Source organism: Pseudomonas sp. AM8, from assembly GCF_036346475.1.
Taxonomy (GTDB): domain Bacteria; phylum Pseudomonadota; class Gammaproteobacteria; order Pseudomonadales; family Pseudomonadaceae; genus Aquipseudomonas; species Aquipseudomonas marginalis.
On the sequence record NZ_JAOTNX010000018.1, the window covers coordinates 56422 to 76050 of the forward strand.

Below are 19629 nucleotides of genomic sequence, written 5' to 3' on the forward strand. Positions count from 1 at the left end.
ACTGTTCTATGTGTTCGAGATGGAGGTTGCTTGTCCCGGAGCAGCTTGACAGTCAGCTTGACAGCCGTAGGCAAATGCAAGGATTGCCAAGCTTGTAATGATTGGCGGGATGCCCATCGGATTCATTTTTCCGAAGAGGTGGGGATGCACATAAAAGAAGTCCTTTTGCGCAACGGTTGCTGTTTGCGGTGTTCCGGCCACGTCAAAGCGTGCAGACCTGCCGTCCAGAGCGTTGAGGCGCCAGGCTGTGCCCGCCACGGCATCCCTATGTCGGATTAGGTAGATCTGGTTCAACTGTGTGCTACCAGGTGGGGCTACGTATAAAAAGCGTTCACCGCCCCGGTACTCAATGCCTATAACGGTGAAGGGGGATGTTTTCGGCGTAACGACGCTGGTATTGGGTTTCTGAGTGGGAGGTGGTTTGCGCGTGATCGCTTTGAGCTTGGAAGGAGTTGTTGCAGGTTGCTTTATCTGGGATTGGCTTAGTGCGTGGACACGGCTATCAAGCGTTTCGACGCTGGCCTTGAGCATTACCAGTTCCCCGGCAGACGCGGCATTTAGCGAGAGCTCCTTGGCTGTTTCGGTCGCGTGCTTAGCGTAGGCCTGTGCTGCGTCGATGCGGTTCGATAATGCTTGCTGACCGGAGCGAAAGTCCTCGTTGGTCACCAGGTGCTTGCCGTCGACCGTGTCCAACCGCTCGTCGACCTTGCCCAGTGGTGTCAGTAGTGCATCGAGCGACTCTTTATCGGCGGTTGCAGCCAGGCTGTTGCTGAGTTGGGATAGCTGGTGGTGCTGATAACCCAGCATCCCTGCCAGGACTGCAAGGCAGACGCTGAGAATCACGGTGGTTCGAGTAGGGCGTGGTAGGTTCATGGGCCTTCTCGCGCAAAAGCAAAGACGCCCTCTCAAACCTGTCCATCGATTGCAGCAGGAAATAGGTTTTTCAATAAATATGTTTTTCAGGGGGGGGGGGGCCAGACTCTATGAAATTCGTATGTAAAAAAACGGTGGTAAAATAGACCTCTAGATTTTAAGCAGGATTGGCTATATGTCGATTTTTGAGCCACTACACGATTTTTTTCTTAGACGCGCGGTAAAAAAACTAAATGAAAGCGCCTCGACGACTCGTTTAGTCAGAGAGCGCGTTGAATCCAAATTCGGCTTTGTCTATCCGGGGGCGAACTTCATCGATAGCATCCAGATAGCTGACCAGAGCGTCGGGTATGTCGACTACGGTATCAATCCGCTAGGTGATCGCCTTTACATCAACCGAATTAAAGTTGAGCCCGGCCGCCAGCAGCAGTACATCGGTCTACACGTCTTATGGCTGCTCTGGCTCAAGCACGGGTTACCTATTGTGCCGCTGAACCAAAACACCGGGTACCGGACACGTCGGCGATTGGTGGCGGCTGGCGCACAGATAGGGGACGAATTGCGCAGCGACGAGCAAATGAGGCTGGAACAACTACGCTGGCAGCACCTGCTACCGAAACGGCATTAACGCTTGATACGGGAACTGAAAGCGTCACGGAATGCCCCAAGATCCAGACACGTTTCGAAACGTGGAAAGACCTATGAGTTCGCTGATCCACCACGCCAATCCAGGCGAATGCCGGTTGAGCGTCGTCAGGTTCCAGCAGTTGGCCGCCGTACCGGCAGCAGTGGAATGGTTCGCCAATATAGACAATCCAAGCACCCGCCTTGCCTACCAAAACGATCAAGAAGACTTCTGCGGATTCGTCGGGCCCACTGGCGCCGATGAGTTCCGCAGTCACGCGCGTATGCGTGATGGCTTGACGTGCCAAGCTCGAAACAGGAGGCCTGGCCAGTGCCACGACCCGGCGCAAACTGGCGGCGTTGGCCAGCTCGTTCGACCACCTCCTGGAGAACAATGCCGTGCCGGCGGCAACCCGGTGCACAGGGCCAAATGGCCCAGGATTGAAACCAACGTAGGCAAGAGCCGGCATTCGGTAATGACCAGGCTAAATCGCTGCTGACGGCGCTGGACGACTGGACGTTGAATCGTCTGCTACAACTGTTTTCATTATGTTACCTCATCTAGGTGCGGTTATCGCGGCGAGCATGATGAGGCATTTTTCTCGTAGTCCTCGTGGAGGGTTTCCGACTATGGCTCCTTTTCTTAGGTGACTCGGCCGTAGGGTACCTGATCAACGCCACCGCAGCCTCCGCACTAAACGTCAAGTTGGCCAACGGTGTAGGTGCTATGGACGGACGAGCCTCTCGCGAGGTGCTGATATCCGCTTCCAGGATATCGGCCCGTGCCGAGATATGAGCTTTCTGAGATAGGTAATATACCCGTCTGCATGGCCTACCAAGGCTTGCTGCGCTTGCCTACCGCGCCTTGAAGATCAACACCCGATCGCCTGCCTGATCTGTGCAACGTGTGTTCGCTGGCTGCTTACGGAAAAGGCTCTGAACGGCTTGCTCAAATCCCGTTCGGACGATCCTGAGTATGGTATCAGGTGGTGGTGACGCGCGGACTGTCCGGTAATATCATCGGGCGGCATCAGGCGCGGACTGAGTATTTTGCCTTGGTAGGCGGCTTCCAGCAGGCTATCCAACAGCTGGATTTTGCCAAGCGTCGCGACCTTTCCACTGTCGTCGCGTATCGATGCACGGCAGTGTTAGATGATCGAACAGGAACGCTTGGTAAAGGGGATGATGAGCTAAATCCTACAAAAAAGCCCCGCCATCGGCCATTGGGGGCGGGGCTTTATTTTTTTTTGAGAAGCATGCTATCGGATTACTCAGCCAGCTTGAAGGTGATGAAGCTGGCACGACCCTGACGCAATACGCGCATCGACACCGAACGATTCTTCGGCAACGCCTTGGCGATGTCAGTGAACTGCTTGGTGGTGTTGATCGCCTGATTGTTCAGGTGGGTGATCACGTCGCCCGGTTGCAGGCCGATCAAAGCAGCAGGGCCGTCCTGCACTTCCTTGATCACTACGCCGCTCTTGAGGTCGAACGCCTTCTTCTGTTCATTGGTCAACTCGGCCACCGTGATACCCAGGAGGTTGCTGCTGCGCTCGGCGCCCGGCGCGGTGTTATCCAAAGCATCCAGAGTCGCGCCTTCTTCAGGAATGGCGCCAACGGTCAGCTCGACATTCTGGCGCTTGCCGTCACGAATCACTTCGAGCTTGGCTTTGGTGCCCGCCTTCAGCGAGCCCACCAGGTGCGGCAAATCTGCCGACATGACGATAGGTTGGCCATTCATGCTCAGGATCACGTCGCCGACTTGCAAGCCACCCTTGGCAGCCGGACCGTCGTCCTGGATCTGCGCAACCAGGGCACCCGCAGGCTTATCGAGGCCGAATGATTCAGCAAGGTCCTTGTTCACTTCCTGGATCACTACGCCCAGCCAGCCACGACTGACCTTGCCACCTTTTTTCAATTGATTGGAAACGTCCATCGCCACATCGATAGGGATAGCGAACGACACACCCATGAAACCACCGGAACGGGTGTAGATCTGCGAATTGATCCCTACTACTTCACCCGCCAGATTGAACAGTGGACCACCCGAGTTACCTGGGTTGATCGGCACGTCAGTCTGGATGAACGGCACGTAGTTCTCATTCGGCAGGCTGCGGCCGATGGCGCTGACAATACCCTGGGTCACGGTGTGGTCAAAACCAAAAGGCGAACCGATGGCCACGACCCACTGCCCGGCCTTCAGGTCCTGGGATTTGCCCAGCTTCAGTACTGGCAAGTCCTTGCCTTCGATCTTCAGGAGCGCCACGTCGGAACGTGGGTCGGTGCCGACCAGCTTGGCTTTCAGCTCACTGCGATCGGCCAGTCGCACGAGGATTTTGTCGGCGTCAGCGATCACGTGGTTGTTGGTGAGGATGTAGCCATCCGGGGAAATAATAAAGCCCGAGCCTAGGGACTGCGCTTCACGCTGGCCGCCACCGCGAGGGGAGCGCTGCTGCGGCATGCCACGCTCGAAGAACTCGCGCAGCATCGGCGGTAGCCCTTCCAGGTCGGGCATCTGCTGGTTGGATACCATACGATCCGGCAGTTTTTGCGTGGTACTGATATTCACCACGGCGGGCGAGGCTTGCTCAACCAATTGGGTGAAGTCAGGCAGCTCGGCCGCTTGCGCGGCGACAGCATGACCCAGCACCAACACCGTGGCGATTATGGACAGGTAGGATTTCAAACGTGGTATCGACATACATCTCCCGTTACAACGAGCATGGTTGATCGACAGGGTTCAAGAAACGCCGGAGCCTCAACCGACGTCTTTGTTCCGAGAACAAAACAACGCCGGAACCGACAGACTCTGACATATAAAAAACACGGGGAGTTTTTGCAAGTGAAAATGCTGACCTAGACATTTCATGCCCTCGACAGCCAACCTGCATGGACTTATAGGGAAGTTCAGGCGTAGGACTAATTGCTCACTATGTGGGACTGAGTTTTTTCGGCACGCACCGACAACGCGATTCGTTCGGCTGTGCCGATGGGGGTTCCCCCACTACCGTCACCATCATTTCGCCGTCCACCGTATTCAACCCACGGAACATTGCTTGCAATTGCGGTTTATCCAATGATCAAGGCTTGAAATCGACCTTCTCGTACACAGGCTTCACGCTGTCGAATGAAGCGACATGGGTCTCCGCCTCGCCACGGGCTGCGAAGCAGAACTAGCCAGCCATTTGATCGGCCTGAAAAAGCGGCTTTTCGCCGTCGGCCAAGCAATTACCGACCTGTGGCGAGCACTGCTCGAGTGCGAAGGTAATAGGTATCCGTCCGGCGAAGTCATCTACCCAGCCCTGCAAAGCCAAGACATAGTGTGCACTTAACCGCGGACACAATCGCCCTTATCGGCCAGGCTCGGAAGGTGTGTTCGCCGGGCCCTTACCCTGCCCATTCATGATCGCCGGTAGACAAGCCGATGATCGCCACTACCTTTTCCCGCTGTGTGGTAAGTGAGACAACAATGGGGAATGTCCCTTGATTACTAGCGTACACTGATTACATAACTCGCTACGCCTAGGTCATCTCAAATCAGTTTGAATCTTCCAACAATCCCACTCAAATCTTCAGCCAGTCGCGACAATTCATGGCTAGCACTGGTCGTCTGTGAGGCACCCTGGGATGCGCTAGCTATAACTAAATTCAGACTGTTTATTTCGCTGATAGCCTCGTTAATTTTGCTAAGTATTGACGCATAAACTCCATGCTGTCGCTCGCAGGTGCTTTCAACCAGTCGCCATAAAGCCCACGGGGCAGAATCACCACCATGCGTTTTTCATCCTGGGGCTTGTGGTAATCGCGCATGAATGGATGGTCTTCCGCATTGATCGTCAACATGGTGTAGCTGTATACGATCTCCCTTGAGTCAGAATCGCTCCATTGCTCCCATAGGCCAGCGATACCCATTAACTTGCCGTCCGCACGGGCGATCCTAGTGGAAATTGATTTTCCCGATTTCCAGTCAGGCTCGTATATGGCAACTGCCGGGATGATGCAGTGTTGCGCCTTCCGCCAGGCGGAACGGAAGGACGGATTTTCATTGGCTGTCTCCGATCGGCAGTTCTACGTGCGCCGGGCAATTTTTCTGTCCTTGCTCCAGAAGGGAATTAGCCCGAACGAACCCGGCAGCGCCTCTAGCGCTGTTTGCGGCTCTGCGTCGAGCTCGATATGTTCCGCGCGGCGAAGGAAGGCGCCGGTGTAGCCTGGCCATAGGTCTAGCTTGCCCTGTTCGTAAGGGTCGATGCCGAATGTATGGGCCACCAACTGCGGCGCCGGCGCTTCATAATGGCTGCACATGCCGAAACTCCCTCCGAATCTAGACGCCTCAGATGGCGTTTACCGTCCATAACTGGTCAGGCCTAGTGGTGTAACTCGGACTCATCAACTCCCGTCGCATCGCCCAGGCCGGCGCCGACGGCACAGCGGCGGCACGCAGCGTGCCGCGCCCCATCGGTTGTTGATCTCATCGAGGACACTCATCACCTTGTTCGCGGCTGCTGGCTGCGTGTGCGCAAATAGGTCGTCAGTGAACTCACCTGGTTGACGTAGATCCATCAGCAACACCTCAGCCTTGCTGTATCGGAACCCAGGACGGAATAGGCGTTCCACCGCCTGCATGGCGGCCTTGGTGATCAAACGCACGTCGTTGGTGGGGTAGGGCAGCTCCACCAACACGCCGTTAGCGTAACGGGCTTCGTCAGGGTTAAACATGCCGGTGCGGATGCTGACGCGGATCTTCTTGCACAGCGAATGCTGGGTTCTTAGCTTTTCCGACGCACGCTGCGCGTAAGTGGCCACCGCCTCTTTGATCGGCTCGATCTTCACCAGACGCACGCCGAACATTCTGCTGCAGCAGATCTCTTGCTTGGCCGGCGCCGCTTCTTCCAGGACCAGGCACGACGTGCCGGCCAGCTCGGGCACGGTTTTCTCCAGGACAACGCTGAATTTGCGACCGAGCAAGAAGGGATCTGCCTTGGCCAGGTCCATGGCCGTGTGTATGCCCAGGGCCTGCATGTGCGCCGCCATGCGTCGATCTATGCCCCATACCTCTTCGACAGCCGTGTTGCGCAGTACCCAATCGCGCTTAAAAGGATCGCACAGATCCACGACTCCACCCGTCTGTGCCTGCAGGCGTTTTGCGGTGTGGTTCGCCAGTTTGGCCAGGGTTTTGGTGTGGGAAATGCCCACACCACCCGGGATACCAGTGTGTTTTAAGACTTTGGCACGGATCTTTCGCCCAAATTCGGTGAGGTTGCCGGGATGCCGGTGAGGTCACAGAAAATTTCGTCAATGTAAAGGAAAGATGTCAACCCATGGACATCGATTTGGATGAATATTTGTTAGGGTTTAAATTAGGTCTTCGATGTCCATAGACAATACACATTTTTCACAGAAATGGATCACGTGGTGTCCATGGCAAATACGCGAATTTTGTGGCGACGAAAGCTAGCGTGATCAAGATGAACCCGAAATCGCGGTTGTGGCCACGAGCCATTGAAGGCCCTCTGTAGGGATCTATAGGCAGTGGCCGTCGTTAGTGCCAGAGCGGAAGGGTTCAGATAGCTGCCGGAGGCTTCTGACCAGAACCAGTTATCCATGAACGTCCGAAGGCTCGAATGCGATCATCGGCGACAGGCTGCTTCTGGCCGGTAACAGTCGACGATCGAGCCGCGACCAATCGACGCCTTAGAGCTAGTAGTCGCGGTGTAATAATCGGCGGCGATTTCGTCCACTGTCAGCTACTGGCCGATTCTGTTGAAAAAGTCGGCTTCGGTTTCCAAGGCAGAAAAGTACCCGTCGTAGATTGAAATCCTTACTTTCGGCAGAGGCTTCCTAGCTCAGATTTCACGTAGCGGCGCGCAGACAAGGTGTTTTGACGAGTCAATGCGCGGGTGGTTCGAGCCAACCGACTTTTTCAACACAATCGGCCGATGGCTGCCCTTCCTAAAAGAGCAGTCATCGGCGCTCTCGCCTCCAAATTTAGCTAATTGGCCAGTCGTGCCACTCAGACCAGCCTTGCGCCGCCGTCGATATTCAAGGTGGCGCCGTTCATAAAACCATTGCTCATCAGGAAAACAACGGCGGCGCCTGCCTCTGTTGCGCTGCCTAGACGATGCAGCGGCAACGACTGTTCCAGCGCCGCTACGAACGCATCACGGCCGTCGCCCAGTGCTTTGCTGAAAATGGGGGTGTTGATCGGACCGGGTGACAAGGTGTTGACCCGAATCGGCGCCAACTCCAGGGCAAGGCCCCGCGCCAGCGCTTCCATCGCGGCACAGGCAGCCGACAACACAGCGGAGCCATTGGCATTGGGTCGCTCCGACAGCATCCCGGAGATAAAGGTGATGGAACCGTCTTTAGCCAGGCGTTCGCCAAGGGCTCTTATGGCATGCACCGAAGCCCACATACGCTCCTCAAATGCCCGGCGCAGGTGGTCAATCTCGGCATCCATTACCTTGCCCACCACATAGGTGCCGGCAAGCAGAACCAAGTGATCTACTTTTGGGATATCCACCAAGGCAGCGTAGAGGGCTTTGCTGTCGGTTACATCGGCTGCGCGCCAGGCGTCTAGACCGTTGTCACGGGCGGCCTGCTCGGCACGGGTGGCATCGGAACCGATTACGGTCACGTGTGCGCCGTCGGCCTTGGCTTGGATGGCGGCGGCCAAACCGATGCCGGAAGTACCACCGAAAATCACCACCGTACGGCCATGCAAATTGGCGAGCAAAGCGTGATCAAGATCAGGTGTAGCGGTCATGGCCCATCTCCTTGAACGCCTGGATGGCGTCTATGGGAGAAAGGCTAAAGGCTTGAGTCGAGATTGACAATTAGGGCGTGAGTCGCTTTAATGATGCCATGAAGGAACAAATAGGGTTGGACCGCCTTACCGGTCTTATTGCCTTTGCCCGCGCCGCGTCCCTGGGTAGCTATACCGCCGCAGCCCGAGACTTATCGGTCTCACCGTCAGCCATCAGCAAAAGCGTCCAGCGCCTTGAACAGCACTTCGAACTGAGGCTATTTAGCCGGACGACTCGCTCGCTGACCCTGACGCCAGAGGGGCGGGATTTGTACGAACGGGCGTTGCGTATCTTGCGCGAGGTGGAAGACATCGATCAGGCCGCTGTTGCCTCTCGCGGCGAGCCTTCCGGCACATTGAAGATCACCGCCCCGCCGCCGATTGGCCTGAACATCCTGGCGCCGGCCATCCCCAGGTTTCGCGAGCGTTATCCAAAGCTCGCCATCGACCTGCGCCTGGTCGACCACTATTCGGACATCATTGAGCAAGGCATCGACGTAGCGGTACGCGTGGGCAACCTGACGGATTCGCGGCTGATCTCAAAAACCTTGGCGCCTCATCGGCTAGCCGCTTTTGCTTCACCGGCCTATCTGGCCAAGCGGGGCACTCCGCTGGAACTCAGCGATCTGGCGCATCACGACTGCGTGAACTTTCGTTATCAAAGCTCAGGCCAGGCATTGCGCTGGCCGTTCAGCGTGGACGGGATAGTGGTGGAGCTGGTGCCGGTCTCGGCGATTGTCATCGATGCCAGCGATGCCGTTGCAGCAGTGGTCGCAGCGGGTGGCGGAATAGGTATTTCGCCGACCTATGTAGCGGCGCCCTACGTGACTCGTGGGCAATTGAAGCCGCTCTTCCCTGAGTGTGCGGTCGACCGTTCTTCTATCACTGCGTTATGGCCGGAAAGTCGACGAGGCAGCCCCAACGTCAAAGCGTTTGTGGGTTTTCTGGGCGAGCTTTTCGCGTCCCCCACCGTCTGGGACGAGATCGTAAGAAACGCTTAATGTTGTCTTCTGGCAGAAGCAGACTTGGGCGGCAGCTCCTGGCCGTTCTCTGCCGATCATGGTCTCAAAGTATGCCTGTCAAATCCGGTGCAATCGGTGGTCAGTACGATGCAAATGACTGGTCAGGTCGAATGCATATGGGTGGGCAAGTGGAGTGCAATTTCCCAGTAGCGCGAGGCAAGGCAGTATCACGATTTTTTAACGCCGTTGGTGTTCCCGGCCAATCCGGCCACCCTTGTCACACCACCCGATGTATTGACATCCTATTGCAGCCTTAGGCTAAGGGCAGAAATCGGCCAAAATTGGCCGCTCGGCAGTCATCCCTCGTGCGCACGTTTTTACTCCCCCCCCCGGCCAGAGCGTACTGGCCAGGAAGCATTCCACATCGACTTCTTGGCGAAACCTAGCTGCATGCGCTGTTATCTCAAAGCTTTCTCGGCCCGCGAGGATCCAACGAAATTATATTTGACGCAGGCAACTGCCGCTCAAGCTCAGCGATACGGTCATACAGCTCAATGATTTTCGTAGCCGCTTCGCTCAATAAACTTGCGAGTTGGTCGCGCTGCCGGGCTACTTCCTCAATCCGATCACGCAGGGCGCGGCTTTTCTGGCGGGCGAGAAGATTTACCTGGTTCAACGAAGGAGGTCGCTCCTCCGCATGTTGTTCCACGTAGGTTTTTATCTCAGCGATGAGACTCGGGAAACGAGATTTCTTAAGCGCCGACGGATCGCTCCCGGCCTCTTTGGCCACGTTGTTCTGAGTGACCGGTGTCCCCTTCGGTAGAAGCTGTGGCCTATTGAGTTTCAGGCGCTCAAAAGCATCACGATATTGATCAGCCGCGCTGCGGCGAGCAGGGAGTTCAACGTCCATTTGCGCTCCCTACGACACGACGAAAGCTTGCTACGCTTCGCTGTTGAGCCATCAAAGATTCCATTAGCGGACTTCCATCCTGAGCAGTAGCAAGCCGCTCTTTGAGTACGTGTTCAAGATCATCTACCGCGCCCAATCGTTCTGAGTCATACAGCACATCAGGGCAAGGTTTTGCATCCACTGAATCACCGCCCCCGCAATGGGCAATGTTGTCAATTCCGCCGTACGGACAAGGCTTGCGACTCGAACAGACGCCAAGAATGATCGGGCGACAGGCAACCGCGCCTTTCTTTGCCAAACCAATCATCTTCTTCGCATCCTCTGGCGAAATCAGCCGAACGATCTCAGCCTTTCGTTTGTCTCCATGGGGACTGACAAAACGCTCACTCGTAAGCTGCTGCAACTCTCTTCCAAGCGTCTCGTACATTGTGCGAACGTACAGGGTGTGAGCCTTCTCCTCCAGACGCAACCGCGAGTGATTTTGTCCGTAGTAAAGGCTCATCGATCGAGTGACGTGCTTGAGCTGGTACTGAAGCGAAGCATCACTTACGAGCCCGGAAGCTTGCATGTTTACTGCCCCAGTTCTACGCAACTGATGCCACGCCAACGGCCATACAGCGCCCACTTGATACTCCTCCGGCAGTGTAGGGGTAGCTAGCCGGGCCAATTTCAAATCCTCAGTCGTGATACGCAAACGTTCTAAGTCAAAGAGCTTCCAGTGCCCCAAAAGGCCGGAATATGGCTGAATGCTCGGTCTCAGTGAGTGATTACCTTTATTGCGCAACGAGCTCCAGGGCTCGTAAGAAAAATCGCTCAAGTAACGCCCGGCGAGATCTCCCGCAGCTTTGTGAGGTGCGTATAGTGAGCGAAATAGAGAAATGACCTCCATTGCCTTCACGGCGACCGCCACAGATGGGGATGTGATCCAAAGGGCGTCGCGATCAGAGAGCGTTTTTGTGGTCTGCCCACGTAACAAAAAAATGTCGCCGAAGCTCTTGTCGTGCTCTACATCAAGGCACCCGGTTCGAAGATTCCTTGCTTCCTCGACCCGCATGAGACTGAAGTTAAGGATATAAGCTAATCCCACGCCGTTGACCAGGTTCAGATAGCTAGTCAGCGCTCTTACTTGTAAGTCGCCACTGCGACCCACCCAACGTTCAAGCAGCTCAAAGATGCCGAAGCGTTTCGCGGTATCTGCAAACGCGCCGAGAATACGAAGCCCCGTTTTAGCGCCTGATAACTGATTTTTGTGGCCGCTAAAAGGCTGGGCGTTTACGCACGTTCTTGCGGATTCCACGCCATCTGGACACTCAGCCCACCAACATCCGGACACCCGTTCCACAATCATCCGGATAGGCAGTCGGAGCGCAGCGACGCAGGTTCGCATTGTTAGTCTGAAGTCCCTGCCGTCGTCAATTTCGTTGCGTGTCTGCGCATCGACTCGCCCTTCAGTTCGATCCGATAAGCGTTGTGCACCAGCCGGTCGAGGATCGCATCGCCCAAGGTCGGATCGCCGATCAGCGCATGCCATTTGTCCACCGGCATCTGGCTGGTCACCAGCGTCGAGCGGTTGCCGTAGCGGTCGTCCAGCAGCTCAAGCATGTCGCGTCGTTGTGCGGCGGTAAACGGTGCCAGGCCCCAGTCGTCCAGGATCAGCAGGTCGGTCTTGGCATAACCAGCCATCAGTTTGGCGAAGCGGCCGTCGCCATGAGCCAGGCCCAACTCCTCCATCAAGCGTGGCAGACGCAGGTAGCGCACGCTGTAGCCGTCGCGGCAGGCCTTGTGGGCCAGCGCGCAGGCGAGCCAGGTTTTGCCTACGCCAGTTGGCCCCCCGATGATCAGGTTCAGGCCATCATGCAGCCACTGGCCGCTGCCCAGTTGCAGGATCAAGGCCTTGTCCAGGCCGCGCGGGCTGCGGTAGTCGATGTCTTCCAGGCAGGCGTTGTGGCGCAACCGCGCGGCTTTGAGGCGGGTGGTCAGGCGGGCGTCTTCGCGCTCGGTCACCTCGCGGTCGACCATCAGGCCGAGGCGTTCGTCAAAGCTCAGATCATTGATGTCGGGCGTCGCGTGTTGGTCGCCCAGCGCTTTGATCATGCCGTGCAGGCGCAGGGTTTGCAGTTTGTCCAGGGTCGGGTTCGGTAGCATTTCGAAGCTCCTTTTTCAGGTCAGTGGTAGTAGCCCGGGCCGCGCAGATTGATGTGCTCGTCGGGCAGTAGCGGCAGGTTTTGCTGGGCCAGCGGAAGGCGCTCCAGCCCTTGGCGCAGGATCGATTCGAGGCTTTTGTAGCTGCATGTGCCCAGTGCCAGCGCACGCTGGCACGCGGCTTCCAGCCGCGCTTCGCCGTGCTGTTTGCTCAGGCGCAGGATGCCCAGGCAGGCGCGGAAGCCGTGCTGTGGGTGGATGCGGCGTTCGAGGATGTAGGCGATGACGCCAGCGGTGTTAGGCCCGGTCTGCTCTGCCCAGCGGATCAGCCGTTGCGGCGTCCACTCAGCATGTTCGCGGTGGCTCTTGGGCATGTGCTCGGTTTGGGTGGTGTGCCGGCCTTTGTGCTGCTAGCGCATGTGGCTGGCCACGCGCTGGTTGGCGTGGAAGCACTCGACGGTCTGGGCGGTGAGTCGTACTTCGAGTTGGTGCACTTGCACACCCACTTCAACCTTGGCTTTGTCCTTGGGTTTACGCGAACGCGCGGGCAGTACGGCGACGCCGTAGTGCTCGGCTAGATCGCGATAGCTGGGGTTGATATCGGGCTCGTAACGGTGCGCCTTGGTCACGCCACTGCGCAGATTGTCGGGCACCAGGATCTGTGCGGTACCGCCGAAAAAAGCAAAACAGCGGGCGTGAGAGCCCAGCCAGTCGGGCAGTTTCTGCGACCAGGTCGCCTCGGCGAAGGTGTAGCTGGAGGCGCCGAGGACGGCGACGAAGATCTGAGCCTGGCGGGTCTCTCCGGTTCGCCGGTCGATGATCGGCACGGTCTGACCCGCGTAATCGACGAACAGCTTTTCGCCAGCACGATGCTCCTGGCGCATGACCACGTCGACCTTGGCGGCCCAAAGGCGGTAGTGCTCGCAGAACCAGCTGTATTGAAAGCCTTGCGGGTGAGCGAGTCGGTACTCTTGCCAAAGCAGGGCCAGAGTTACGCCGGGGCGGCGCAACTCGGCATGCGCCCAAGCCCAGTCAGGCATCGGGCGCTGGTCGCTCGGCACCGGTACTGCCGGCGGAAACAGGCGTCGGTTCAGCTCTGCATCAGAGATATCGATGGGCCACTGAAGCCCACTGGCTGCGAACCGGCAAAGGTAGTCTCCTGTGCTTGAATGGCCAATGGATAAACTTTTGGCGATCTTGCGCACGGACAGGCCGGCGTCGAACTTTAGGCGTAGTACCTCTCGGATTTTACGCATGGATAAACGCTCCACGACGACCTCTTCGCTTCGAAAAAAGAGGTCGATGGTCGTGAATAATCCTGCGTTGCTGCCTGCCTGAAAGTGTCCGGATGGCCGTGGAATCGGTGTCCGGATGCTCGTGGAATGAGTGTCCGGATCAGCGTGGAATCCGCAATTATACCGCAGCACCGCTGCCAGCCTAGATTCTCTTGACCGAACGCCGACAGCAGAGCGAGGTAAAAAGATTACTTCTTCGCGCCGAGATACTGCGCGCTATATGATCAAACGTACCATCAGCCTTCAACTCGACCATACCCTTGTTGACCTTGTTCAGCAGCTCGGTGTTGCCCTTGAGTACGGCGATACCGTAATAGTTATTCGGGAGACCGGCGTCTGAGACGGTACGCAGCTTGCTTGACGGATTCTTGGTGATGTAGTTCTTGACCACTGCGTCATCGGCCACCACGGCGTCAACGCCACCGGTTTCCAGTTCCTTCAATGCCAGTGGTAGACGCTTGATGTTTGCGTTGTTCTTGCTGAGCAGGTTTTGTATAACTTCGTCACCGATGGTGGCGCTCTGTACGCCAATCTTCAGCGTCTTCAGGTCATCGGACTTTTGCACCTTGGTGTTATTGGCCGCCATGGCGATCAATTGCGGGCCTCGAAATACGGCTCGGAGAAATCAACGGTATGTTTTGCGCTCATCGGTGATTGTGATGGCCGAGATCAACAGATTGCGGTCGCCTTGCGCCAGGGAATTGGAGAAGCCTTCAAATGGTTCGGTACAAACTTCACTTCAATGCCGATCTTTTGCGCCAGCGCTTTTCATCACGTCGATGTCGAATCCCACTACATTCTTCTGTTCGTTCTCAGCAGAAAACGGCGCATACGCCGATTCCACGCCAACCAGATAGACCTTGGCTGCAGGAGGTTCGGCGGGTGCTTGTGCAACCGGTTCGTCTTTCTTGCCGCAAGCAGACAGCGCGGAGACCAGCGCCAACACTAGAGCGAATTTCTTGAAGAACTTGTTCTGAGTTACCTTGTAAAATTTAAAACAATACAGACACCGAAGCCGCGTCAGTCAATGCATCCGGGGGAATTCGGAAAGGGGAGGATTGTAAACGGTTACCGGGGCGATAAACGTGTTTTGTTGCGGAAATGCGGGTAAAAAAGCTCGATCAAAATGCGGTCACAGCGCGATGAAGGCGCATCGCTATTGGGAAATATGCAACAGTTGAGAATTCGGCTCAGCGGCTCGAGCCCGGTCGCCGTGAAGCTAACCGGGTTTGATTGAATCTATCCCGCCTGGTTATTGTTCAGGCCGGCGTACAGTCTGGAAGATGTATTTGAGCGCGTCACCAATGGTGGACTCCCACACTGACCAGGCATGCGCACCGTTGACGATGCGGAGCTCAGCAGGTTGCTTGTTCTTGCGTAGCAACGAGTAAAACTGCGTCGCTTCGCTCTCGATCATGAAATCGTCGTCGTCGCCCGAGTTGATATACATCGGGACCTTGATGTTTTTCTTCAGAAACTCATCCCACAGCGCCGGATAGTTGTGTGCTTTCCAGATCGCAGGATCAAAATAAGGCGAACCGAATACCTTGACGGAGCGTGCCGAGGACGTGGCAGGTGGCTCCGGGTTGTAAATGGCCGGGCTCAGCAGTGCGGCAGCCTGAAATTTCTCCGGATACTTCAGTGCAAAACGCATCGCACCGTAGCCACCCATCGACAATCCGCCTACCAGTCGGCCATCACGTCCTGTCAGTGTGCGAAAGCGCTTTTGCACTTGCGGAATCAGATCGGCGAAGAAGGCTGTTTCGACTTTTTCCTTGAGGTCGACAAACCAGGTGGTACCTGCGTCCGGCATGATGATGATGGCAGGAGGGATGTCACCGGATGCGATCAATGCATCGGCCGTTGCCTGGATGCGTCCCTTGGCCGGCCAGTCGTTGCGATGGCCGTCATTGCCATGCAGCAGATATAGCACCGGATAGCGCAGGTTGGATGTTTCGTAACCGGTCGGCAGGTAGACGTTGTAATTCCATGCACGCCCTAAAGTGGGCGACTGAAACTCGACATTGGTGATGGTGCTGGCGTGCGCGCCAGCCGACGTCAATAGCAGTAACGCCAGCAGTGATAGATACAACTGCGCAAATTGTTTCCTGAAAGGGGAACGCATGTCCTTATCCTCCTTATTGTTGTCGGATGCTGCAGATGCATGAGTCGCATCGTGCAGCTGGGGTATTTCCCCGAAGAAAATTATACGCAGTGATGCAATCTTGTGTTGAAGCATTGCACTTGAACATTGCGTCAGTGCAGTGCGCAGGTCAAATCAGTCGTTTGAAGGCGCCGGGGTGGTGCGTGCTGTTGTAACAAGGCCTTGAAATTGGCCAGCCGGTACTGAAGCAGGAACACCTTGCGGCCCGCCGGCGTAACCTTGCAAAGGAATCCGGACACCAGTGTGTCCACAAGTTCTAAGGCCTGAGCCTGGACTTTTGCCGCATCGACCGTGGATTTGGTGAGTTTGATTTTCGCCATGCCGACTCCTCGGTAAAACCCAATTCCCTGGAACCTTATGGGGGTCAGCAGAGGGCAAGTCAGGTCAGGTTTCGGAAGATACCGGCATATGTTGAACGCGCCTAACTTATTGATAAGCTTTTTGTATTGGGCGTCGGCGTAGTCCAGCGAAGTTCGGTGCTGGAGTCATGGTGAAATAAAAAAGCCTCTTGGTACGGGGAGGCTACAGAGGGCTGCCGACTAAAAAGATCACTCCGGAAGCCCGACTGTCTCTCACAACACTTCAATCAGGGATTATTCTCCCGGATATTCGAGGCTTCAGGGGATTACGTCAAACGTGACCGACGAAGACTAATAGCTATGAAGTGACAGAACGCAGACTCTCGCAAAATGAGCAACGCATCAAATGGCTTAGTGAATCGTCTGTTCCGCTATGGCGCGGATGACGTCAAGGACGGCACCAATCTCATTGCTATTTGATGCCAGCACTTCAACCTCTTGCATGGCACTATCAATGTCCGCAGCAAGGCGGTCGATGGATTGGGTCGTCTGATCGATCGTGGCCATCCCTTCGCGAGCTGCGGTATCGACATTACGTGCAGCTTCAGCTGCTAGAGACGCATTTTTCGCGACATCCAGTGAAGTTGCGCTCATTTCCTGAGAGGCAGTCGCAACCTGATCAACCTCGCGAAACTGCTGCTAAATACCCGCATTGGTTTCATTGGCAATGCTGGATGCTTGATCCGCAGTACGGCGCGTATCTGAGACTGAACGACTCACTGCTGCGATTATTGGCTGCAGCTTGTCGAGAAATTTGTTAAACCAGCCTGTTAACTCTCCCATCTCGTCTTTTCGATCGTATGTCAATTGATGTGTAAGGTCGCCTTCGCCAGCAGCAATGCCCTTAAACATTTCTGCAACTCTAAGAGTGGGTTTGGTAATTGTCGTCGCCATCAGCCAAATGAAAGCTAACCCAAAGAGACCAGCCACTGCGCCGACCACAAGCTGTGTGGGTCAGTTTTCAATGAGCGCCAACAGCCACGTCATCTGGCAGATGCGCAATTGCATAGATTTGACCACCCATTTGCATTCGACCTGACCAGCTGTTTGCATCGGATTTGACCAGCGCACGGCGTGCGCCTTGACCGGCATAAGTCGACGCTGCGCAGGAGGTGATTGGCTGGGATGTGATCCTCAATGTTGAACGAGTAAAACAGTCTCTCTTGTTTGCTCGACAATTGTCCCATCATGCTGCGAATCCTCCCGCTGGCCGATGACCTGATTTTTCCGCAGGCCAGGCAGGAGATCTACTTTTTCAACAGAATCGGCCAAAAGAGTACGCTGGTGAGAGCCTACTCTGGAGCCAAAACGGATGTGTGTACAAACCGCGAAACACCATCACCACATTGATGGCCTTTAAAATTCCCGAAAGTTTTTCACTAGGTTGAACTTGTGGCCTTATCATCCCGTACGATGTTTAACGACTGTGTGAAACCAAATAATCGTCTGGTGCTTTGCGATTATTTTTTGGCTGGAATTGAAAGCGTAGCCCTCAAACCTCCCTCTGCCCGGTTTACCAGTTCGATACGTCCGTTCAAACGCAGGGCTATTGTGTTGACGATGGTTAGCCCCAAACCGGCGCCTTGCGCCGTTCCACGGCTATAGAAACGCTCAAACAATCGCTCTCTACATGACTCATCAATTCCCGGCCCCTGGTCGTCGACGGTCAAATGACAGAAGCCATCAGCCTGGTTCAGTTGCACAGCGATTACCCCGTGTTCGGGAGAGAAATTGGCTGCGTTGGTGATCAGGTTGCTCAGCGCGATGTCGATGGCGGAGGGGGTGGCAAATACATAAAATGGCTGGTCGCTGACATCGAATATCAGTTCAAGGTTTTTGCTCAACAACCACGGTGTCAGTTGCACGAGACTATTACGCACGGTTTCGCAGAGGTCGATGCGCTGTAGCGTTGGCGGATTGGGTTGGGGTTCCAGTCGCGCCATGGTCAGTAACTGGTTGACCAATCGGCTGGTGCGATCAACGCCTGAGATGAGGAATTCCAGCGATTCTCGACGTTCCTGCTCTGTGCTTGCCTCCAGTAGATTTTGCGCGTGCACCCGCAGCACGGCGAGTGGCGTACGCATTTCGTGGGCAGCGTCGGCAATGAAGCGTCGTTCGCGGCCAAGCACTTCTTGAATCTGCGCGAGCATGCGGTTGAGCGCCGCCTGCATGGGCTCTAGTTCGCTGGGCAACGGGGCCAGTTGCAATGGCTCAAGTGAACCGCTGTTGCGGGCACGTAAGGTCTCGGCCATGTTTGCCAAAGGCTTCAAGCCCCAGCCTATAGCGAGCCAGACCATCGCCGCGAGCAGTAAACTGCCGACGATGTTCGGCCATAGCGTATGACGCACGATGCGGTCGACCAGATCAGCGCGCACATCATCGAGCTCGCCAACCCAGATGCGCATGCCGTTTTGTGGGTCTTCAAGGAGGAAGGCGCGCCAATGACGATGGTTAAAATCCACCACATCACTGAAACCCGGTTGCGTCGGCGGTGAACTGAAGGACGGCGCGCTGGCGGTGTGCACCAACACCTCCCCGCGAGGGTTCCATACCTGAAAAGCAATTTTCCGTTCGTATGGATGACCATCGCCGCGCGGCAGCGCTTCGCCCAGTGCGGTATTGAAGGCCCGGTACAGTTCAGCTTGTTGCTTGCTCCCCAGCTGCATGAGCATCACGCCTTGCAATAAGCGCGCGTTCTGCGCCAGTTGAGCATCGTAAACCTCGGCGATTTCATGATTACTATCGTGCAGATTGAAGAGGCTGAGCACCGCCAGACCGGCCAGCAGCAGGCCAATGATCAGCGTCAATGTACGGCGGCGGATCGAAGTCATCAGCGCTCCTCCACTAGGTAGCCCACACCCCGAATGGTGCGGATCAGCTCAGTAGAGAATTTTTTGCGCAGGTGATAGATGTGGACTTCTAGAGTGTTACTTTTCGCTTCTTCACTCCAGCCATAGAGCAGTTGAATCAGTTGATCTCGAGTCATCACCCGGCCCGGAGGTGAGAGCAGTTCATGCAGCAACTGATACTCCTTGGGCGTCAGTGCTACGGGATGGCCCTGGTAGCTGACCTGCTGGGTGCCGGGGTTGAGGATGATGCCGGCATGTTCGATCAGCGCTTGCGCGCGTCCGGCACTGCGCCGCAACAGCGCTCGCAATCGCGCCTTGAGTTCGGCCAGGTCGAACGGTTTGATCAAGTAGTCGTCGGCACCGGCATCCAGCCCCGCAATGCGATCTTCGGTTGCATCGCGGGCGGTGAGAATCAACACCGGCAGGTTCGAGCCGCTGTCGCGTAGGCGCCGCAGCACTTCGAGACCGTCCATGCGTGGCAAACCGAGATCCAGCACAGCGACATCGAACGTTTCGCTGAGCAGGGCATGCAGCGCGCTGCTGCCGTCCTTGAGCCAATCGACGGTGTAGCCTTCGCGCCCCAGCGCTTGATGGATGCCTTCACCTAGCGCCACATCATCCTCAATCAGTAATAAACGCACGCGGACTC

12 protein-coding genes and 10 pseudogenes are annotated in these 19629 nt (G+C 56.0%); 4 read left to right on the forward strand and 18 right to left on the reverse strand.

The features are described from left to right. Positions 1–171 precede the first annotated feature (171 nt). A pseudogene (locus tag V3W40_RS31195) lies at positions 172–873 on the reverse strand (methyl-accepting chemotaxis protein); the annotation flags it as partial. A gap of 175 nt (positions 874–1048) precedes the next feature. On the opposite strand from V3W40_RS31195, the gene V3W40_RS31200 reads away from it, so the two are divergent. The 3 genes and pseudogenes from V3W40_RS31200 to V3W40_RS31210 all read left to right on the forward strand — a co-directional run. Continuing rightward, positions 1049–1501 carry an N-acetyltransferase gene (locus tag V3W40_RS31200; protein ID WP_330216309.1) on the forward strand — a complete coding sequence of 151 codons (453 nt, stop codon included), beginning with the start codon at positions 1049–1051 and terminating at the stop codon, positions 1499–1501. 73 nt (positions 1502–1574) lie between these two features. Beyond that, a pseudogene (locus tag V3W40_RS31205) lies at positions 1575–2020 on the forward strand (tyrosine-type recombinase/integrase); the annotation flags it as partial. 404 nt (positions 2021–2424) lie between these two features. After that, positions 2425–2649: pseudogene (locus V3W40_RS31210) on the forward strand (M48 family peptidase); the annotation flags it as partial. A 115-nt stretch (positions 2650–2764) separates the two neighbouring features. On the opposite strand, the gene V3W40_RS31215 reads toward V3W40_RS31210, so the two are convergent. The 6 genes and pseudogenes from V3W40_RS31215 to V3W40_RS31230 form a co-directional block, all read right to left on the reverse strand. Continuing rightward, positions 2765–4198, reverse strand: coding sequence for a DegQ family serine endoprotease (locus V3W40_RS31215; protein WP_330208505.1), 1434 nt, complete (start codon positions 4196–4198; stop codon positions 2765–2767). A gap of 218 nt (positions 4199–4416) precedes the next feature. Continuing rightward, positions 4417–4553, reverse strand: a pseudogene (locus tag V3W40_RS35010) (anti-sigma factor); the annotation flags it as partial. Positions 4554–5029: 476 nt separating this feature from the next. Then, positions 5030–5188 (reverse strand): annotated as a pseudogene (locus V3W40_RS35015) (hypothetical protein); the annotation flags it as partial. Further along, positions 5155–5799 (reverse strand): annotated as a pseudogene (locus V3W40_RS31220) (SOS response-associated peptidase). The pseudogenes V3W40_RS31220 and V3W40_RS35015, both read right to left, overlap by 34 nt. A gap of 28 nt (positions 5800–5827) precedes the next feature. Continuing rightward, a pseudogene (locus V3W40_RS31225) lies at positions 5828–6794 on the reverse strand (DinB/UmuC family translesion DNA polymerase); the annotation flags it as partial. A 713-nt stretch (positions 6795–7507) separates the two neighbouring features. Then, positions 7508–8260, reverse strand: coding sequence for an SDR family oxidoreductase (locus V3W40_RS31230; RefSeq protein WP_330208506.1), 753 nt, complete (start codon positions 8258–8260; stop codon positions 7508–7510). Between the two features lie 98 nt (positions 8261–8358). On the opposite strand from V3W40_RS31230, the gene V3W40_RS31235 reads away from it, so the two are divergent. Next, a complete protein-coding gene (locus tag V3W40_RS31235) occupies positions 8359–9300 on the forward strand; it encodes a LysR family transcriptional regulator (protein WP_442962880.1) in 942 nt (313 codons plus the stop codon). 424 nt (positions 9301–9724) lie between these two features. Here the strand turns inward: V3W40_RS31235 and V3W40_RS31240 are convergent, their stop codons facing one another. The 11 genes and pseudogenes from V3W40_RS31240 to V3W40_RS31295 all read right to left on the reverse strand — a co-directional run bounded on the left by V3W40_RS31240 (position 9725) and on the right by V3W40_RS31295 (position 19621). Then, complete coding sequence (locus V3W40_RS31240) at positions 9725–10171, reverse strand: hypothetical protein (RefSeq protein ID WP_330208508.1); 447 nt, start codon at positions 10169–10171, stop codon at positions 9725–9727. Then, positions 10161–11468 carry a hypothetical protein gene (locus V3W40_RS31245; RefSeq protein WP_330216311.1) on the reverse strand — a complete coding sequence of 436 codons (1308 nt, stop codon included), beginning with the start codon at positions 11466–11468 and terminating at the stop codon, positions 10161–10163. Before V3W40_RS31245 ends, V3W40_RS31240 begins: the two co-directional genes overlap by 11 nt. 92 nt (positions 11469–11560) lie before the next feature. Further along, positions 11561–12316, reverse strand: a complete 756-nt coding sequence (istB, locus tag V3W40_RS31250; RefSeq protein WP_330208511.1) for an IS21-like element ISPsy14 family helper ATPase IstB — start codon at positions 12314–12316, stop codon at positions 11561–11563. 20 nt (positions 12317–12336) lie between these two features. Then, positions 12337–13569: pseudogene (istA, locus tag V3W40_RS31255) on the reverse strand (IS21 family transposase). Between the two features lie 181 nt (positions 13570–13750). Beyond that, entirely contained in the window at positions 13751–14203 is a 453-nt protein-coding gene (locus tag V3W40_RS31260) for a transporter substrate-binding domain-containing protein (RefSeq protein ID WP_330208512.1), read from the reverse strand. A gap of 144 nt (positions 14204–14347) precedes the next feature. After that, positions 14348–14554, reverse strand: a complete 207-nt coding sequence (locus V3W40_RS31265; RefSeq protein WP_330208513.1) for a hypothetical protein — start codon at positions 14552–14554, stop codon at positions 14348–14350. A 306-nt stretch (positions 14555–14860) separates the two neighbouring features. Then, a complete protein-coding gene (locus tag V3W40_RS31270) occupies positions 14861–15733 on the reverse strand; it encodes an alpha/beta hydrolase (RefSeq protein ID WP_330208514.1) in 873 nt (290 codons plus the stop codon). A 215-nt stretch (positions 15734–15948) separates the two neighbouring features. Continuing rightward, positions 15949–16092, reverse strand: a pseudogene (locus tag V3W40_RS31275) (integrase); the annotation flags it as partial. A gap of 399 nt (positions 16093–16491) precedes the next feature. Beyond that, positions 16492–17076 (reverse strand): annotated as a pseudogene (locus tag V3W40_RS31280) (methyl-accepting chemotaxis protein); the annotation flags it as partial. Between the two features lie 515 nt (positions 17077–17591). Beyond that, positions 17592–18962 (reverse strand): ATP-binding protein, encoded by a 1371-nt coding sequence (locus V3W40_RS31290; protein WP_330208515.1) that lies wholly within the window; start codon positions 18960–18962, stop codon positions 17592–17594. Continuing rightward, positions 18962–19621, reverse strand: coding sequence for a response regulator (locus V3W40_RS31295; protein WP_330208516.1), 660 nt, complete (start codon positions 19619–19621; stop codon positions 18962–18964). Before V3W40_RS31295 ends, V3W40_RS31290 begins: the two co-directional genes overlap by 1 nt. Positions 19622–19629: the final 8 nt, after the last annotated feature.